Source organism: Pseudoalteromonas phenolica (genome assembly GCF_001444405.1).
In the GTDB taxonomy this organism is placed as follows: Bacteria; Pseudomonadota; Gammaproteobacteria; order Enterobacterales; family Alteromonadaceae; genus Pseudoalteromonas; species Pseudoalteromonas phenolica.
The window spans coordinates 779,858-797,244 of the sequence record NZ_CP013188.1; the positions used below are offsets into that span (position 1 = coordinate 779,858).

Here is a 17,387-nt window from a genome sequence, read left to right on the forward strand (position 1 = left end):
CGTGTAAATGGGTAATTTTAAAGTACCCCATACCTTAATTTTACTATTGGGCATGATGGTTGTGGCTTTAGTTGCTACTTGGATTGTGCCACAGGGCTTTTTTGAAACAAGCACGACTGAATCTGGTCGTCAAATGGTTGTGGCTGGCACTTACGCGCAAGTTGCAGACAAAACTTACCTTACCCCATGGGATTTACTGACTTCTATTCCTCGCGCTTTTGCTGCAGCGCAAGATGTTATTTTCTTCGTGTTAATAGTTGGTGGTGTATTGGCAATAGCACGTGCAACAGGTACGGTAGATGCGCTAATCGGTCGTCTTTTAGAAAAGCACGGCACTAAACCACAACGCCTTATCTTCATGGTTGTATTTTGTTTTGCGCTTGCTTCGAGTGCGATCGGTACAGCGGGTGAGTACATTCCTTTTGTATTAATTCTAGTTGGCCTTTGTAAGGCAATGCGTCTTGATGCAATGACAGCGGTAGGTATGATTGTCGCGGGTTATGGTATCGGTTACGGTGTATCAGCATTTAACCCATTCACAGTACTGATTGCACAACAAATCGCTGAAGTGCCTCAATACTCAGGTGTTTGGTTACGATTCGCAATATTCATCCCATTCGTTCTAATCGGTTTCCACCATGTTTGGAGCTACTCTAAAAAAGTATATGAAGATCCAAGCAAGTCAATGATGATAGGCGTGCCTTGTCCTTTGGAAGGGCAGGAAAAACCGTCTTATCCTCAGTTAAACAAGCGTCACCAAATGATCCTAGGTAGCTTCATCATTACGCTTGTTATTGCAATCTGGGGTATTTCTACAAAAGGCTGGTACCTAACGCAATTAGGTGGTGTATTTATCGCTTGGGGTGCTGTGGTTGCAGTACTAGGTAAATTATCAGCTGATGAAACTGCAAATCGTTTTATCGAAGGTGTGTCAGACTTAGTTACCACAGCAATCTTAATTGGTGTTGCTCGTGGTATCGCATTGGTATTAGAAGATGGCCAAATACTACATACATTAGTTCACGGAATGTCATTACCACTTTCTTACGTGGGCGCTGAAGTATCAGCGGTAGGTATGTTAATCATCCAAACTTTATTAAATACCTTCATACCATCAGGTTCAGGTCAAGCCTATGTGACTATGCCTCTGATGGCACCTTTAGGTGATTTAGTGGGGGTTCCTCGTCAGGTTGCCGTGCTTGCGTACCAATTTGGTGATGGCTTCTCAAATATGATCATTCCAACAAATGCCGTACTAATGGGTATTTTAGGCATGGCGGGTGTGCCATACACACACTGGTTCAGATTCTGTTTGCCACTTATGCTTAAACTTATGGCAGCAGCATCAGCAGTACTTGTTTTAGCGGTTATATTTGGCTACGGCTTGGACGTTCAACCTGTAATTCAATAAACACCGTTTAAAATTGCTGCAATAATATATTGTTGCAGCAATTTATCTGCATTTTTTTGATCTGACTACAAAACCCATCATACCCCTTCCATTATTATTACGATTCGTGCATTTTGTATATACGTCGTTTTATTAGTGGGCCATATGACACTTTCTTTTAGCCATTTTTACAGTCTTGAGAATAGCCAAGCTAGATATGAACAAGCAATTCAAATGATTTTTGATGAGCTTGCACCAAACCATTGTCTGATTGGTCAATTTATAAATGGAAGAACTCAAGTACAAACAGTTTGTTATGCAAAGGACGGCGTTTTACAACCAAACACCACATATGACCTAGCAGGAACTCCTTGTAATGACGCGCAAGAGAGCTCTGGGGTATGCATGCTCAATCAATGTCTGCAAGAGACTTATGTTGATGATGAATTATTAAGAGTTTTAAACATCAATAGTTATGCAGGTGTCACATTACGTGCATTAGATCATACTCCTATTGGCATAATGGTATGTATGTACGAAGATGAAAGGCTATTAACCGACAGTCAGCAATCATTTTTAAAAGAGTTAAGTTACATCGTTGGTGCAGAATTAAACCATAACCTGGAAATGGCGTCGCAAGATTTGATTTTAAAGCAGCTTGCAAAAGGTGAGCGCATTGCAAAATTAAGCTCATGGAATTGGCATATAGGGCAAGAAAGACACTGGTTCAGTAAAGAAATGCGCAATCTAATAGGAAAACATCATGATATTGAATTGAGTCTTGACTGTTTTTTAGAGTGTTTAGAGCTTAGAGACAAAGAGCGGCTAGAAGATTTATTGTCTCAATTAAAGCATGGTGCGATTGAACATATTGATACGACTGTAAGGCACAAACTATTTTCAAAACGCAAAGGTTTAATGCGGATTATTGGCCATGTTGAGAACGAGACAGGGCCAATTTCAGAGCGTGTATTTACGGCAACTGTTCAAGATATTTCTCAAATTAATGCATTAACCAAGCAGTTGGAATTAACCAATGTAGTTTTTGAGCATGCCACCGATGCCATCATGATCACCGATCACGAAAATAAAATAATTATGGTTAATAAGGCGTTTGAAGATTTAACTGGTTATAAAGGTTATGAACTAATGGGCCAAGACCCCGGGGTTCTTTCGTCAGGTCAGCAAAGCAAACAGTTTTACAAAAAGATGTGGCATGCGCTAGAAACTTCAGGAACCTGGAAAGGTGAAATTTATAACCGACGTAAAAATGGTCAGATTTTCCCAGAAGAATTGACTTTAAGTGTCGTTAAAGATGAGTTAAATCAACCTACCAATTATGTGGCGATATTCAGAGACATCACTGAATGGAAGCGTAATGAAGCCCAATTAACGTTTTACGCAAACCATGAGCCGCTCACAGGCCTGACCAATCGTCGCTCATTTTTAGAGAATTTAGAGCAAGTTATTTCGGAAAACCGCGCGAAGAAAAAAGAGTCTGTTGTTTTATTTATTGGCTTAGACAGATTTAAAGAAGTTAACGACGTTTATGGCTCTGAGATTGGCGATAATGTTTTATTATCTGTGGCTAAGCGAATAAAAAATGGTGTGCGCAGGCAGGATATTGTTTGTCGTTATGGCGGTGATGAATTTGCTATTTTACTCCAGAACAGCGGCATAGATAATGCGATGCTTGTCGCTGAAAAAATTCAGTCCAAAATATCTCTTCCGTATGTGTTTAATGAATTGTCAGTAGAGATCACTGCTTGTATTGGCGTAGCAGAATTAACATCAAACCAACCTTTGACTGCATCAACTTTAATCAGTCATGCAACACATGCTTTGGGCTCTGCAAAGAAAACGTCACCAGGTCAAATTGCTCTGTATAACGAAGCGATTCAAAATGCTTATCTGCAGAAAATACATCTCAGAGACAAACTCAAAGAGGCAATAAAATTCCAACTGCTTTCAGTGCACTATCAGCCAATTATTGATTCAACGACAAGTAAGATTTGTAAGTTTGAAGCACTGGTTCGTTGGTCAGATAGTGAGCTAGGCGCGATTTCTCCCGCACAGTTTATTCCAATAGCTGAAGAATTTGGTCTTATCCATCAGATAGGTCAGTTTGTACTAGAAAAGAGTTGTAAAGACTTAGCTAAAATACACAGTCAAGGACATACACATATCTCTATTTCAATAAATCGTTCTGTGAACGAATTTAAAGCGAGTAATGACCAGTACAAGCAGATCATTCATGCAATTGAAGAAAATAATTTACCTTACGATGCGTTGACAATAGAAGTGACAGAGTCGGTTGCTGCGAATCAATATACTTGGCAAGTTTTGGGAGAACTTCAGAAGAAAGGCGTGCAAATTGCACTGGATGATTTCTGTACTGGTTATTCTTCTTTAAGCCACTTATTAAAGAGCCAAGTAGATTTTGTGAAGATCGATAGATCCTTCATTGATACTTTGATAGACGATAAAAAGAAGCAAGCAATGGTGAAATATCTAGTGGAGCTAGGCGATGACATCGGCACACGGTTAATTGCAGAGGGAGTAGAACAAGAAGAGCAAGTAAGTATGTTAAAGCAGTTTGGATGCCATAACGTACAAGGCTTTTTTTACAGCCCTGCTCAACCTATCTCAGTTTGCTTGAATATGCTTAAAAGTTAATCCAACGGGTTAGGCACTCATATCGTTTGAGTGCCTAATATTATGCAATTATAAATTTGGTTTTAACACGTCACAGAGTGCGTCAATGTGGTCGTCTCTGTCGTTTAAAGCAGCAATATAGCGGTATTTTTCTCCACCAGCCTCTTCAAAAATCTCGCGATTTTCTTCTTCTAATTCTTCTAATGTTTCTAAGCAGTCAGCGCTGAATGCTGGACTGATAATGGCAATATCTTTGATCCCTTCTTTAGGAAAAGACTCAAGGGTTGCATCTGTGTATGGCTTTAACCATTCAGCTTTACCAAACCGACTTTGGAAAGTTGTCATAACTAGCTCTTTATCTAAGCCTAATTTCTCAACGACTAAGCGCGTGGTTTGATGACAAAGGCAGTGATATGGGTCGCCATGATCTAAGAATTGTTTTGGCATGCCATGGTAAGAGAAAACGATTTTTTGTGGTGTGCCATTTTCTTCTAAGTCTTCTTTGATACTGTTTGCAAGTGACTCTATATAAAGTGGATTTGTGTGGTATCCATTTATGAAATGAAGCTCTGGAACCCAGCGCCACTTCTTCAGAACACGCGCGATTGCATCAAATGTCGAACCCGTTGTAGGGCTAGAATACTGAGGGTACAAAGGGAACACAACAATTCGTGTGATACCTTTATCGCGTAATTTTTCTAAACCAGCTTCAATTGAAGGGTTACCATAACGCATCGCGAGTTCAACTTCTACATTGTGATTACTTGCTTTCAATCTCTCAGCGATTTTATCGGCTTGCTGCTTGGAAATATAAATAAGTGGAGAGCCGTTTTCAGTCCATATACTTTTGTACGCTTTGGCAGATTTCTTCGGACGAACTCGTAAAATAATACCATGGAGAATCATTAGCCAGATGAGGCGAGGGATCTCGACAATTCTTGGATCAGATAAGAATTCGGCTAAATAAACACGCAAAGCTTTAGGTGTTGGGGCGTCAGGGCTGCCTAAGTTTGTAACCAAAATGCCAGTCTTTTTATTAAAACGACCCTCATGTGGGTTGTCAGTGATCGCAGAAAAACGAGACACAAAATGCTCCTTTATAAGTTACCATTCTTTTAAAAAGTGAAACGGTGTTAAGAGTATGAGATTTTACAAGATTTTCAGTACGTTCGACACCAAAAAGACGATCATTCTTGTGCGAGAGCAAACAAGATAATAATTTTTAATCCTTTAGTATTAACTTGGTCCTGTAATAATAAAAATCGATTGCGTATTAAATAATTTATTAGTAGATTTCGTGCCCCGAAATCAATCTATAACCTGCTGTTTTACATTAGAGGGGCATAATGAGAAACAACCAGCCGATTACTGCAAACCGCAAAACATTTTCTTCTGATGTGAAATTAATTTCTGTTACTGATCTACAAGGTAATATTTCCGAGTGTAACAATGAGTTTATTGAAATTAGTGGTTTTAGTCGGGAAGAATTGATTGGTCAACCTCATAATATTGTTCGCCATCCTGATATGCCTGAAGTCGCATTTAAGACAATGTGGGCTCAACTAAAACAAGGGAAGCCTTGGATGGGGTTGGTTAAAAACCGCTGTAAAAATGGTGATTTTTATTGGGTTGACGCTTATGTTACCCCTGTTACCGAGCATGGCAAAGTTGTAGGATATGAATCAGTAAGGAGTGTCCCGAGTGAATCAGCAATAAAACGTGCTGAGCTTATTTATGGACAAGAGAAACAAAATAAAAGCGGGCTTAATTTCCGCATCGATACTTATTATGCAGCACTGGCCGTCATTTTATTGCTTTGTGTGGCTGCATTTATCTCAGGCTATCAAACAGCGGCTTTCACCTCTTCTATTTTTGCGACTATTTTAACCATCGTCCTAAAAAGTAAACAGAAGAATTATTACTTCAAAGCGTTGAGTAATGAGTTATCAAGTAGCTTTAGTGATGACATTTCTAAGTCTGTTTATTCGACTTACCCAAGTGATATTGCTGATTTACATGTACGAATCCTGAGTGAGCGAGCACACTTAGACACAGTTGTTACGCGTATCGCTGATGCGGCAAAACAGGTGTCTAACGGTGCGAGTTCCTCTTTAGTCATGTCTCAAAGTGCAAGTGCTCAATTAGAGCAACAACAACTACAAACAGAACAAGTCGCAACAGCAATGAATGAAATGAGTATGACAATCAATGATGTGTCGAGTCATGTTCAGGCAACTGCTGAGCAAGCTGGGCAATCACACGATCTTGCCACACAAAGTGCCAATTATAGTGAGCAAACAAAGCGTGCCATAGAGTCATTGACCAATACAGTTTTAAACATAAAGCAATCTGTAGAAGGGGTTTCAAAGCAAACTTCACGCATCGCAGACGCAGCACTATTTATTGAACAAATAGCAGAGCAGACTAATTTGTTAGCTTTAAATGCTGCGATTGAGGCAGCTCGAGCAGGAGACCAAGGCCGAGGCTTTGCTGTGGTTGCTGACGAAGTACGAAGCCTTGCTAAGAGAACGCAGCAATCTACTCAAGAAATCCAAGGTATTATTAACGAATTATCGCAAAGCACAGAACACGCGGTTATTGTTGCCGAGCAAGGCGAGCAGGAATCTCAGCAAGGTATGGCTCATTTGTTACAGAGCAGTGATATGTTAGTTCAAATCAATGAATCAATTGATAAGATTAATGATATGTCTCTGCAAATTGCTGCGGCCATCGAAGAGCAAGCGAATGTTTCTGAAGATATTAATCAACAAGTCGTTAATATTGCTTCATTAGCAGGAGACAGTTTACATAGCGCTACAAGTGTTGAACAAGCTAGTCAAACACTCACTCAAGTATCTCAAGATATGGTTGAATTGGTAGTGCGATTTAAACGTTAAAACGGTGCATGAAACAACTGCTATATCAACCCTGATAATAAGCTCGTCGGTATTATTTGGGGTTGATATTATGCTATCTTAGCTAAGCAGTTGTTAACATGGAATTTCGCATCATGACCGAGTCGGTGCTTCATCAAACCTTAGCGCAATATTTTGGCTTTTCAGAATTTAGGCCAGGCCAAGAGCAAACAATCACCCAGCTAGTAAACGGCCATTCTAGTCTTGCTATCTTTCCAACGGGGTCAGGCAAATCCCTATGCTATCAGTTGACAGCCTTACAGCTCCCTAATTTAACTTTAGTGATTTCGCCTTTACTGGCGTTAATGAAAGATCAGCTTGAGTTTTTAAAAAGCAAAGGCATTAATGCAGCCAGTTTAGATTCCACGTTAAGTCGTGAAGAAAGTCAGTCAGTAATGCAAAATGTCAGAAATGGCAGCACAAAGGTATTGATGATCTCGGTTGAGCGTTTTAAAAATGAGCGTTTTAGAGAATTCATTAAGCAAGTACCAATTTCTATGCTGGTTGTTGATGAAGCGCACTGTATCTCTGAATGGGGTCATAACTTTAGACCTGATTATCTCAAATTACCTGACTATCGTAACGAATTAGATATTCCACTGGTGTTGTTATTAACTGCAACAGCCACAAAAAAAGTTAAGCACGACATGGCAAGACGTTTTGATATAAAACCTGAGCATATTGTTCAAACTGGTTTTTATCGCGCTAATCTAGATTTAAGCGTTTATGCTTATCCGGAAGAAGAGAAAGTTCCTGCACTTATAGGTTACTTAAAACAACAAACTGGTGCAGGGATTGTTTATGTTACGCTGCAACAACAAGCCGAGCAAGTTGCAAAGCAATTACAAGCTGCAGGTATTAATGCTGCTGCATATCATGCAGGTTTAGACGATGGTCTTCGTCAAAGTATTCAAAATGACTTCATGAGTAACCAAAAGCAAGTGATAGTTGCCACCATTGCATTCGGTATGGGCATTGATAAATCAGATATCCGTTTTGTTGTGCATTATGACTTGCCAAAATCGATAGAGAATTATAGCCAAGAGATTGGGAGAGCAGGCCGTGATGGACAATTTTCAGAATGTATCACGTTAGCTAATTTAGATGGTGTTGCTACGCTTGAGAACTTTGTATATGCCGATACGCCTGAACAAACGAGTATCCAAGTACTGATTGATGAAATTCAATCTCAGCAACAGCATGGTTTATGGGAAATGCAGGAGCTCAGTGCGTCTAAGGTCAGTAATATAAGGCTCCTTGCGCTGAAAACTCTGTTGGTACAACTCGAATTAAAAGGTGTGATTGAAGCTAAATACGCCTTTTATGCCGACTTTAGATTTAAATGGTTGCACACGGAGCACAAAATTTTAAGCCTGTTTGATCCAAATCGTCAGCAATTTATCCAGCAAATATTTGCCAACACACACTTTAAAAAAGTGTGGGGCACTGTTGATATTCAAGCCTTTGAGCAACAAGGGCAAGATAGAAATCGTATTGTTTCCGCCTTAGATTATCTACATGAGCAAGGGCTTATCGAACTTGAATCAAAGCGTATGATGCAGGTGTATCAAGTTGATGAAAGTAAGTTAGCCCAGCCAGATTTAGCGAAAGAGCTTGCTGACTACTTTATTGAAAAAGAGCAAGCTGAGGTTAAGCGTATTGCTGCTATGCTTCGATTCTTTGAGTTAAATACGTGCTTGAGTTACAACTTGGCAAGATATTTTGATGACATAAATGCGCCAGAGCAGTGCGGTCACTGCTCAGCGTGTCGAGGGCAAGTTGCTAAACTTGAGCAGTCTAAATCAACTGAGTTCCCATCAGATGAAGCATTAAGAAATGACTTGAATGCATTGAGGCAACATTTAATGCAAATAGGTGTTGCGCCAAGTTTAGCAATACTCACCCGTTTCTTAACAGGCATGACTTCACCTCTATCGACATCTTCGAAATTTCGACAACGCGCTGGGTTTGGGTGTTGTACAGATATTCGCTATCAAGCGGTGCTGAGTAAAGTGAAACAATTAGGGTTTGGAGCTTAAAAGTGCGCAAAAACATTGAACAGTTATACCACGTTTCACAAAAACCAAAACGCCAGATTATTGGTTTAATGAGTGGTACCTCATTAGATGGGCTAGACATCGCTATATGTGAAATAAGTGGTTGTGGCACGGGTACAGAAGTGACTTTAAAACACTTCAAAACAGTTGATTACCCTGATGAAGTTAAAAGTAAAATTAGAACTGTATTTGCCAAGCCACAAGTATCGCTAGAATACCTCACACTTCTAAACCCTTGGATAGGGAAGTATCACGGTCAACTGATCAACCAAGCTTTAAAAGCGTGGCAAGTTAATCTCAAAGATATAGATGCCATAGCCAGTCATGGTCAAACAATCTATCACTGCCCTCAGCATCAGCATGATTATGATGATTTTGGTAATGCCACCTTACAAATCGGTGATGGTGATCACCTTGCTGTCGAGACGGGTATAGTCACTTTGAGCGACTTCAGACAAAAGCATATTGCAGCGGGCGGTGAAGGTGCGCCACTTGCACAGTTTGGCGATTACTTTTGCTTTTCATCGAACTCTGAACACCGTGTTTTATTGAATCTAGGCGGCATCGCCAATATCACTTATTTACCAAAGGCAGGCAGCTTCAACGACATGCTGTGTAGTGATTTGGGTCCAGGTAACACCATCATGGACGCCTATATGCAGAAGCACTTCGGCCAAGCGTTTGATAGTGATGGCGCTATTTCTTCTAAAGGCTGCGTTAACCAAGCTTTATTATCTAAGCTTTTAGATAACGATTTTGTTGGGTTAGATCTCCCTAAATCAACAGGACCAGAGGTATTTAATTTAGCTTACTTACAAACTGCACAGGAATGCTCAAATACAACCCACTTGAAACATGAAGATGTTATGGCAACCTTGTGCGAGTTGAGTGCTTTACTAATAGCTGAGCAGCTAAATTACCTTTCAGAAAGTAAAAAACTAAACGTGTATGCCAGTGGTGGTGGGGTGCATAATCCAATATTGATGCAAAGAATTCAGGAATTAGTCTCTACTGATGTAGTAATTGAAAACAGTAATAAAATTGATTTAGACCCAGATGCAAAAGAAGCGATTTTATTTGCTGTGTTGGCAAACGAGTGTTTGGTTGGTAATTCGACTGAATTTGGCGTAAGCATGGGGAAATTATCGTTTCCTGAATAATTTCAAATCAATTTGGTCGAATAAATAAAATAGTGTTAAAGCTCTAATTTTAGGGCTTTTTTTATGAATTTGACTCATTCCTCTCTTACAAAAATGTCTGTATTTTTTAATAACCTTACTACTCAATTAAGAAAAAATGAAATTCTCTTTATATTTCAATGTTTAATGGTTGGGATTTTTTATTCCTAATTATTATATGTAACAATTTAATTTAGTTATTGCTAATAATAATAATTATCATTAGGATCCGTTCCGATTTTAAATGGGATAATCTAATGAAACTAAAATTACTCTCTGTTGCGGTTAGTGCAATCATGCTGAGCGCCTGTGGCTCAAGTTCAACTGAAGCAGACAAAAACACATCGCCAATATTTTCTCAGGCTGAATTCACTTTATCTTTGCAAGAGGATAATTCAGCTTCTATAACCGTATCAGCGTCAGATGCTGATGCACAAACACTCACTTATTCTATTGCGAATGCACCAGCAAACGGTCTTGCTGAATTAGATTCTTCGACCGGTAAAATAGACTACACACCGAATGACAACTTTTTTGGTGAAGATAGCCTTGAAGTAGCAGTAACTGATGGAACTGAAACGGCTAAAACAGTACTTAAAATCAATGTTGAGTCGGTAAATGATGCGCCAGTGATCGAAATTGATAAAGTCTTGATCAGTGGTGCAGAAGTCAAAAAAGGCTTAGTGTCTGCCACTGATATTGAACAAGATTTATTAACCTATTCTATTACTCATTCACCTGAAAATGGTGAACTTGAAATAAATAGCCAAACGGGTGAAATTACTTATACGCCGCAGTCTTTAACCGTTGCTGAAGATAAGTTTGAGTTAACAGTGACAGATAGCAATGGTGCTTCTGTTAGCAAAGAAATCGCGATAGCCACAGGCTTAACTACCAATGCTGATCGTGCATATTACTATTACGCAAGTGGCCATTCACATCTAAAGCGTGCAGAGAGTATGCTGCCAGAAGTTAAAAGCGATGTGAACTTAGGTTTACTTAATGCAAATTTAGCTTCAGGTTATGCCGCTGCGGGTCTAACCAAAGAAGTAGAAAGGTTTTTAACCGAAAGTGCGATCGTTAAAGAAGAGCAGCTTGCTGATGCACTTCTTTCAGTCTCAAATCATTACAACAATCAAGGCTTATACACAGAGGCAAATGCCCTCAGATTAAAAGCTAATAACCTTTATACGAAACATATCGCCGATAAAGGGTTGGCCAATTTCAGCTCAAACGATCAGGTGTTTTTTGATGAACTGGCAATTTCTTACAGGCAGGCCGGTGAGTTTGAGCTTGCCAATCAGAGCTACAATATTCTTGATATTTTATTCAAAACGATTCTAGATAGCGATGCGACAACACAAGCATTACGACTGGTCTTTGCTTTTAAAGACTCTGTTGATGCAGAAATCGAATACTGGCAATCATCCCGCAACGAAGCTGACAGGCTAAGAGCTGTTGAAATGAATGACCGTTTATACGGTTACTCTAAATTGATTGCAGCAAGGGAAGTTCGTAACGACAGAAACGGTAATTTGGGTAAGTTTTATCATAGTGTGCGTCAAGTAGCGCTGAGTTATGTAGTTGATAACTATATTAAGCTAGGTGAGCTAGATGCTGCGAAACCTGCTTTACTGGATGGTTTAGCGCTACATGGTGTAGCTGGTATTGACGAAAACTATCCAATCCTCGCCGATGAACATGCTGACGTAACACATGTAGAGTATCCGTTTGGATTAGTTGATATGGCGACGCGCTTTGTGGTGTTATATCCAGAACTTAGCGTAGAAGATACTCTAGCCGTCAAATATGACGAAACTAGCTTCTACAGAAGTATGCTGATTGAAGAGGCTGAAGAAGCACGTTTAATGGCGAGTGTTCGTAATGCAACAAATAAAGATGACGCGTTACAAAAAGTGCTAAACACCCGTGATGATGAGAACCTTAGGCCACTATTTACTGATTTGCTTGCTTTTAATGCTTCAAATCCAGGCGCAGCTGCAATCTTAATTGAGCAAGGTGAATATGAGGCCGCAGGCAAGTTTGTTATAGAAGCATTAAATGTACTGAAAGACGAAAAATATCTAGCTCAAAATCTTGATACAACAACATTTGTAACAGGAGCAACGGGCTGTAACCTTGTACTCAATACTTTTATAGAACTTAATAGGTTAACCGCTGAACAAAAGTATAACACTTATGCGATTGATGCACTTGCGACATGCCGCGACATTGCAAATACACATTACTCTACTCCTCAGGGTACAGATGTTTTAATCGAAAACGTTGCGCAAGCACATTTAGATTTAATTAAACATCATGGGCTACTTGGACAAGAAAGCCAAGCAGAGCCAGTGATCGCCAAAGTAAAAGCGTCTATTCAAGCCTATGATGAGAAAGAGCTAAGCGAAAAAGTGGAAGACATGATGCAACTTGCTGTGAGTTTGGCAAGAGGTGGGTTGCACACTAAAGCTAATCAATCTTTGGCTGAGGCTATTGTGCTTATAAAGCAGCTTGAAACTAATATTGATGCTGAATATCAATTTATTTTGACAAGAGATTTTTTTAATAACTCTAGATATAGAGATTTAAACTTTGTTGCCCTTCAAAGTGCGATTAAGCAATCAGCGGGTCAAAATGATAACTTTGCTGTTGAGCTAAACAAAGCCAATGCGCTGTGGGCAGATCTAGTTACGTGGAATATAGCCAGATTAGATGTCAATGGCTCTGTACAGCAAAAAGCGACTTTTTATACAGTGTTTTCAGATCAACTCATAAAACTGGATCAATTTGAACAAGCACTCGCGTTAAAAGACAAATCAGGTTTAGGTGAGGTTGAAATAGATTCAATCATCAACCAAGTTGCCAATGCACTCAGTGTTTTGAATCAATTCGTAACAACGAATATTGCGACTGTAGATACAGATGGTGATGGCAAAGCGAACTTCTTTGCGCCTTTTGCAACCGAGCAAATGATCACTGACTCTGGGATAGAGTTAGACCTTGATAGTGATAACGATGGTGTCAATGATGACCAAGACGCATATCCTCTAGATGCATCTAAAAAGTAGTCATGAAGCATACATTTTATATAGGAGCGGTTAGCCTTGTGCTAACTTCTCCTGTTTTCTCAAATGAAGAAAGCAAGCCACCAACAACACATAAGCAAATTGAACAGTCTAAATTTGTACAATGTGACACGCAATCAAAGTCAGACAAATGTGGTTCAATTCTTGAGGTGATCGAAGTACGTGGCGATAAAATTAACCCCATCTCTTTCTCGAGTAAGGGGCGCTACAACCTAAATCGTAAAATGATCGAAGACTATCGATTCGGTAATGGCAATCTGAATGAGGTACTGGCAATACTTCCCGGTGTGCAATATGCCGAATCAGCACAATCGGCCGATCAGGTTTCAAATATCCGTCCATCAGAGGTATCTATATCTGGTGCCTCAGGTGCACAAACAGCCTATTTAATCGATGGTGTTTCAAATAACTCTTTATTGAATGATTCAAGCGTAACGTCAGATAAAAATCTTGCGGATGACGTTGTTGGCCACAGTCAGGAAATTTTTTTGAATCTTGAGTTGGTTGAAAGCATTGAGGTATATGACAGCAATGTGCCAGCAAAATATGGTGCGTTTTCAGGTGGCGTTGTGATTGCCGACACTAGAAAGATTGCTGATGAATTAAAAGCGGGTTTTAGTTTTAGAAAAACCGCAGATAGCTTTGTAAAGTACAATCGGTTTTATTCACCCACACATGAAGGTCGATTTAAAGACGAAGATGCTGTGTTCGAAAAAAGTGCTTACAGTGCTTATGTGTCATCGCCGATCACAGCTGACTTAAGCTTTCTTGCTCAAATCCAGCTTTTAAGCTCTAAAGAAAGTGTTGAACGCGTTGGTGATCTAAAGATTGAGCAACAAGAAAACTATAATGCACTGCTTAAATTTGAATATGAGTTAACAGCAAATGACTCACTTACCCTAAATCTTTTTCATGGACCATATAGTGGAGAGTACTTTGCTGAAACTGCGAAAAATTCACCTTATTCTGAAGAGGGAGGCGGACAAAAAGCCTCTTTAAAGTGGGAGGGAGAACGATCATGGGGGGCTTTTGAAAACCTGTTTGTGTACAAACAAAGTCAGAATTCAAAAGATGCGCCACCAGCTTGGTTTGTTTGGTTAAATCAACCGGGTAAAGCTCTTCCTGAGTCTCACTACTCTAAAACTTTCCTTGAAGGGGGCTTTGGCGATATTGAGAAAAATCAACGCTCAGTACTTTTTAAACATGACTTTGAGTTTTCAGAGATAAGCTCAAATAGTTTAGTTCATCAAACCAATGTTGGTTTTGAATATGAGTATTTATATTCACAGTTTAATCGATTAGACGATTCTATTGCCTTCAATGATGCCGTCTCTGCTGCAAACATTAACTGCGCAGGTTACACCATAGATTGTATTGAAAGTGAATATAAAAAATCGCTTTCACAGCTAGAAGAAGAGTTAGGAAGGCCGCTCGATTTCACAGACGAAAGTGATCTACTGCTATACAGTGAGAATATTATTGCTTCTGGCCAGTATTTTCAGGGCAGAACCGTCATACCGGCCGCTGAGTCTGAAGCAAACATGAACAAGTTCTCGGCCTATGTCGATCATGAAATACAATGGCAAGACTTAGTTGTTGCTACGGGTTTTCGTTATGATTTCAATGACTTTTTCAAAAACCATAATGTTTCTCCAAGGTTTAGAGGGTCTTACAACTTTTTTGATGATGACGCTCAATTCGTCTTTGGCGCGAGTCGCTATTATTCTAATGACGGCCTTAATTACAAATTAAATGAAGCGAAACTGCCTACTTATAACGAGTACAGAGCCGCATTTAATAATCGCGTGTTAAATTGGCAAAGCGCTTTGAAAAACAGAGGGCATCGGCATGTCTACGAAGATTTGAAAACCCCATATAGTGACGAATTTACACTGGCTTATCGTCATCAACTGTTCGGTGGCACTGTGGAGTTGAAATGGATAAACAGACGCAATAAAGATCAAATTAATCGAGAAAAAGGGTTTAATGATTCGGGAGAATCAATCTTGTATGGCGCCAACTCAGGTTACAGTCAATATGATCGTTACTCACTGTCTTGGATGGCATCATTTGATAATCAGCATGTGCAATTTAACGTATCACACGTTAAGAATGTCACGGATGAAAAAACCTTTGATGGTGAAGCGCGCACTTGTCCGGATTTTCCAAAGTGCTTTTTAAACTTTGACTACAACACTGATGAGCTAGTATTTCTTGCTAACAGCAATATTAAGAATGCGTCAGTTAATTATGAGCATTTAGCGTTGGTGACTAAACATGACCTTGATTTAGTCAAAAAAGATTTTAATCGCCCTATTATTGCCAACTTGAGTTGGGGTGGGCGCTTTGGAAACTGGTCTGTCTCTTCATTTATTCGATATCACTCTAAGCAAGATGCACTTTACAACACAGGCGCAACTGAATCAGTGAAGAGTGCTTCATCTTTATGTGATGGTTGCCAACCTAGTGAAACTCGCTACCCGGTTTATAGTATTCAAGAAAGACCTGCTTACTGGTTATTGAGTGGCAGTATCAAGTATTCGGTCCCACTTGTTGGTAAGCACACTCTGTCTTTTTCTTTCGAAGGTGAAAATTTACTGAACAAACGCACCTACCAAGTGGCGCCATTTTCGACGGGTTTAGAGCTTGGGCGTCGTTTTTGGCTTGGCTTAAATTACTCATATTAGAAACATATCAAATACATAAATAATAGGAAATATCATTATGACATCACTACTTTTGACCACAGCCGTTGTTGCGTCACTTTGCTATGAACCCGAAAACGATGTTCATGCAATTCAATTAGAAAAGCATGAACTAGGCATTGAGTTTGTGTCGGCTCGCGAAAATGAGAAAAAACATTGTATTAGTGTGAAAGCATCTCAGTTAAATGCGGCAAAAAAATTGGCAGCTAAAGATCCAGAAATGTTTGAGTTAAAGCATAAATAACATGCACCGTTTTACTACCGTCATCACTTTGATATTTATATTTTTGCCAATGCTATCATTGGCAAATGATATAAATATCGACAATTTAAGAGAGCAATACTCGCAACCAGCGCACTTGTGGCCAAAGCCAACTTTAGATGAGGGCGTTGAGCATGTTGAGATTGGTTTTATACCAATACCAATTTTCCCGCAAGCTAATCCTTTTAGTAAAGAAAAAGTGCTTCTAGGAGAAAAGCTATTTCATGATCCTAGACTGTCTCGCTCAGGTCAAATTGCCTGTGCAAGCTGCCATGATAGAGACTTAGGTTGGGCCGATGGTCGCGCTGTGTCTTTTGGTCATGATCGATTAAAAGGCAGAAGAAACGCGCCAAGCATTGAAAACTCAGCGTTTTGGCAAACGTTATTTTGGGACGGCAGAGCAGCTTCGTTAGAGGAGCAAGCCTTAATGCCAATTTTAGATCCTGTGGAAATGAACTTTTCAATTGAAGAGTTGGAACAACGCCTTAATCAAAATGAAGTTTACAAAGCAGAATTTAAAAAAGTATTCAATGCGGATAGGGTAAAAGCAACAGACATTGCTAAAGCGCTTGCCACTTATCAACGAACCATCTTGTCTAGGTCGAGTGACTTTGACTATTTTTTACAATCATCAAAGCAAAAAAATGAAAAAGCCAAGTTGGCATTTTCTAAGAAATTATCAGATCAGGCTCTCTGGGGTCTGCATTTATTCAGAACAAAAGCACGATGCATGAATTGTCATTCGGGCCCATTGTTTAGTGACAATAAATTTCATAACCTAGGACTTACATGGTACAAACGTGAGTTAGAAGATTTAGGGCGATTCAAAGTGACGAAACAGCCTGATGATGTTGGTAAATTTAAAACACCAAGCTTACGTGGTGTTATGAATACCAAACCTTGGATGCATAATGGGAGTTTCGCCAATATGGAAGGGATATTAAACGTCTATAATGCGGGCGGATTTAAATTTACTAAAGACCCTAATGATGAAATGTCTCCTGTGACATCAAAGCTTTTAAAGCCTTTAAATTTGAACTACGAAGAAATGAAAGCCCTTGAAGCTTTCTTACATTCAATCACGGCATCGCCTGCTCGAGGCCCTCACCACAATTTTTATGAGTATTAATAAGGAA

At 39.5% G+C, this 17,387-nt stretch carries 10 protein-coding genes; 9 read left to right on the forward strand and 1 reads right to left on the reverse strand.

Annotated features, from left to right (window positions below):
- Positions 1 to 7 precede the first annotated feature (7 nt).
- Positions 8 to 1,411 carry a YfcC family protein gene (locus tag PP2015_RS20590; protein WP_058032361.1) on the forward strand — a complete coding sequence of 468 codons (1,404 nt, stop codon included), beginning with the start codon at positions 8 to 10 and terminating at the stop codon, positions 1,409 to 1,411.
- A 144-nt stretch (positions 1,412 to 1,555) separates the two neighbouring features.
- The gene (locus PP2015_RS20595) at positions 1,556 to 4,066 is read left to right on the forward strand and encodes a bifunctional diguanylate cyclase/phosphodiesterase (protein WP_058032362.1); all 2,511 of its coding nucleotides are present in this window, start codon (positions 1,556 to 1,558) and stop codon (positions 4,064 to 4,066) included.
- Positions 4,067 to 4,114: 48 nt separating this feature from the next.
- Here the strand turns inward: PP2015_RS20595 and hemH are convergent, their stop codons facing one another.
- The gene (gene hemH, locus PP2015_RS20600; protein WP_058032363.1) at positions 4,115 to 5,131 is read right to left on the reverse strand and encodes a ferrochelatase; all 1,017 of its coding nucleotides are present in this window, start codon (positions 5,129 to 5,131) and stop codon (positions 4,115 to 4,117) included.
- A gap of 260 nt (positions 5,132 to 5,391) precedes the next feature.
- On the opposite strand from hemH, the gene PP2015_RS20605 reads away from it, so the two are divergent.
- From PP2015_RS20605 to PP2015_RS20635, 7 genes are all read left to right on the forward strand, one after another.
- A complete protein-coding gene (locus PP2015_RS20605) occupies positions 5,392 to 6,942 on the forward strand; it encodes a methyl-accepting chemotaxis protein (protein WP_058032364.1) in 1,551 nt (516 codons plus the stop codon).
- 113 nt (positions 6,943 to 7,055) lie between these two features.
- The gene (locus PP2015_RS20610) at positions 7,056 to 8,999 is read left to right on the forward strand and encodes a RecQ family ATP-dependent DNA helicase (protein ID WP_058032585.1); all 1,944 of its coding nucleotides are present in this window, start codon (positions 7,056 to 7,058) and stop codon (positions 8,997 to 8,999) included.
- A gap of 2 nt (positions 9,000 to 9,001) precedes the next feature.
- On the forward strand, positions 9,002 to 10,177 hold the full coding sequence (locus PP2015_RS20615) for an anhydro-N-acetylmuramic acid kinase (RefSeq protein ID WP_058032365.1): 1,176 nt from the start codon (positions 9,002 to 9,004) through the stop codon (positions 10,175 to 10,177).
- A 275-nt stretch (positions 10,178 to 10,452) separates the two neighbouring features.
- On the forward strand, positions 10,453 to 13,266 hold the full coding sequence (locus tag PP2015_RS20620; RefSeq protein ID WP_058032366.1) for a cadherin-like domain-containing protein: 2,814 nt from the start codon (positions 10,453 to 10,455) through the stop codon (positions 13,264 to 13,266).
- A 38-nt stretch (positions 13,267 to 13,304) separates the two neighbouring features.
- On the forward strand, positions 13,305 to 15,971 hold the full coding sequence (locus PP2015_RS20625; RefSeq protein ID WP_169792736.1) for a TonB-dependent receptor plug domain-containing protein: 2,667 nt from the start codon (positions 13,305 to 13,307) through the stop codon (positions 15,969 to 15,971).
- A 37-nt stretch (positions 15,972 to 16,008) separates the two neighbouring features.
- Positions 16,009 to 16,233, forward strand: coding sequence for a hypothetical protein (locus PP2015_RS20630; protein ID WP_058032368.1), 225 nt, complete (start codon positions 16,009 to 16,011; stop codon positions 16,231 to 16,233).
- Position 16,234: 1 nt separating this feature from the next.
- Positions 16,235 to 17,380: a cytochrome-c peroxidase gene (locus PP2015_RS20635; RefSeq protein ID WP_058032369.1), complete on the forward strand. Its 1,146-nt coding sequence runs from the start codon at positions 16,235 to 16,237 to the stop codon at positions 17,378 to 17,380.
- Positions 17,381 to 17,387 lie beyond the last annotated feature (7 nt).

What these genes read in the sequence shown, in the direction of transcription:
- PP2015_RS20590 (WP_058032361.1), top strand. Translation starts at nt 8, where the DNA reads ATGGGTAATTTTAAAGTACCCCATACCTTAATTTTACTATTGGGCATG.
- PP2015_RS20595 (WP_058032362.1), top strand. Translation starts at nt 1,556, where the DNA reads ATGACACTTTCTTTTAGCCATTTTTACAGTCTTGAGAATAGCCAAGCT.
- PP2015_RS20605 (WP_058032364.1), top strand. Translation starts at nt 5,392, where the DNA reads ATGAGAAACAACCAGCCGATTACTGCAAACCGCAAAACATTTTCTTCT.
- PP2015_RS20610 (WP_058032585.1), top strand. Translation starts at nt 7,056, where the DNA reads ATGACCGAGTCGGTGCTTCATCAAACCTTAGCGCAATATTTTGGCTTT.
- PP2015_RS20620 (WP_058032366.1), top strand. Translation starts at nt 10,453, where the DNA reads ATGAAACTAAAATTACTCTCTGTTGCGGTTAGTGCAATCATGCTGAGC.
- PP2015_RS20630 (WP_058032368.1), top strand. Translation starts at nt 16,009, where the DNA reads ATGACATCACTACTTTTGACCACAGCCGTTGTTGCGTCACTTTGCTAT.
- PP2015_RS20635 (WP_058032369.1), top strand. Translation starts at nt 16,235, where the DNA reads ATGCACCGTTTTACTACCGTCATCACTTTGATATTTATATTTTTGCCA.